The sequence below is a fragment of the Clostridium caldaquaticum genome (genome assembly GCF_023806125.1).
Lineage (GTDB): Bacteria > Bacillota > Clostridia > Clostridiales > Clostridiaceae > Clostridium_AT > Clostridium_AT caldaquaticum.
On record NZ_JAMSKT010000044.1, the window covers coordinates 1 to 923 of the forward strand.

The 923-nt window shown below is 32.1% G+C and carries 2 protein-coding genes; both read right to left on the reverse strand.

From position 1 onward, the window contains the following. On the reverse strand, positions 1 to 614 hold a 614-nt coding region (locus M2651_RS14215), incomplete at its 3' end, for an IS3 family transposase (RefSeq protein WP_350338309.1). Beyond that, on the reverse strand, positions 578 to 850 hold the full coding sequence (locus tag M2651_RS14220; RefSeq protein ID WP_252132996.1) for a transposase: 273 nt from the start codon (positions 848 to 850) through the stop codon (positions 578 to 580). The genes M2651_RS14220 and M2651_RS14215, both read right to left, overlap by 37 nt. Positions 851 to 923: the final 73 nt, after the last annotated feature.

Consider the following 923-nt stretch of genomic DNA (forward strand, 5'->3'; position numbering starts at 1 on the left):
TGGAGTATAACAGTATTCTTTGGTTTTTGAGTTATGTAGGCATTTTCTACAGCCTTTATAGCTAGTTCTGTATCCATAGTCTTTGAAAAAGCATAGCCAATAATCTTCTTTGTATGAAGATCCAAAACTGAAGCAAGATAGCACCAACCATCTTTAATTGTGTGGATATAAGTTATGTCAGTAACCCATTTTTCATTTATTGTAGTTGTTGAAAAATCTCTTTTCAAAACGTTTTCTCTTTCCTCTATTCTACTTTTTGAAGAGTGCGGTCTGAATTTTTTGATAATTATAGACTTTATATTTAGTTTTTTCATAATCCTTTGGACTCTCTTAAGACTTATAGCGTATCCTCTTTCTTCACGAAGTACTTTATGTATTTTAGGAGCACCATAACGACCTTTACTTTCTTTATAGATCTTCAGTATTTCTTCCTCATACATCTTGTTTTCTATGCTTCTTTTGCTTTCGGTTTTGTGTAGGTACTTATAGAAAGAGCTTCTTGAAACTTTTAAAACTTCACACATTAGCTTGATATCATGCTCTTTTTTATGATCATTGATAAACTTAAAAATAGAGGTTACTTCTTTGCGAATATGGCCATGGCTTTTTTTAATATTTCATTTTCCTCCTCAAGCCTTGCCATCTTCTTTAACATTGCCTGATACTCTGCTGATGTTATAGTTGTATCTTTATCCACAGTTATTAGTTTAGCTTTCTTAAGCCATCCATTAATTGTTGACTTTGATATGCCATATTCGCTACTAAGCTCTGCCAAACTCTTACCAGAATTATAGAGCTCTACAATTGTCTTTCTAAATTCTTCTGTATAATACTTTTGCCCTTTTGCCATTGTAGACACTTCCTTCCCTTTTTATATTTTAAGACGTTCTACTTTTTGTGTCTACACTAATATACTAACACCA

Bases quoted from the DNA above. Each gene is read 5' to 3' on its own strand.
- M2651_RS14220 (WP_252132996.1), bottom strand. From the start codon at position 850: ATGGCAAAAGGGCAAAAGTATTATACAGAAGAATTTAGAAAGACAATT.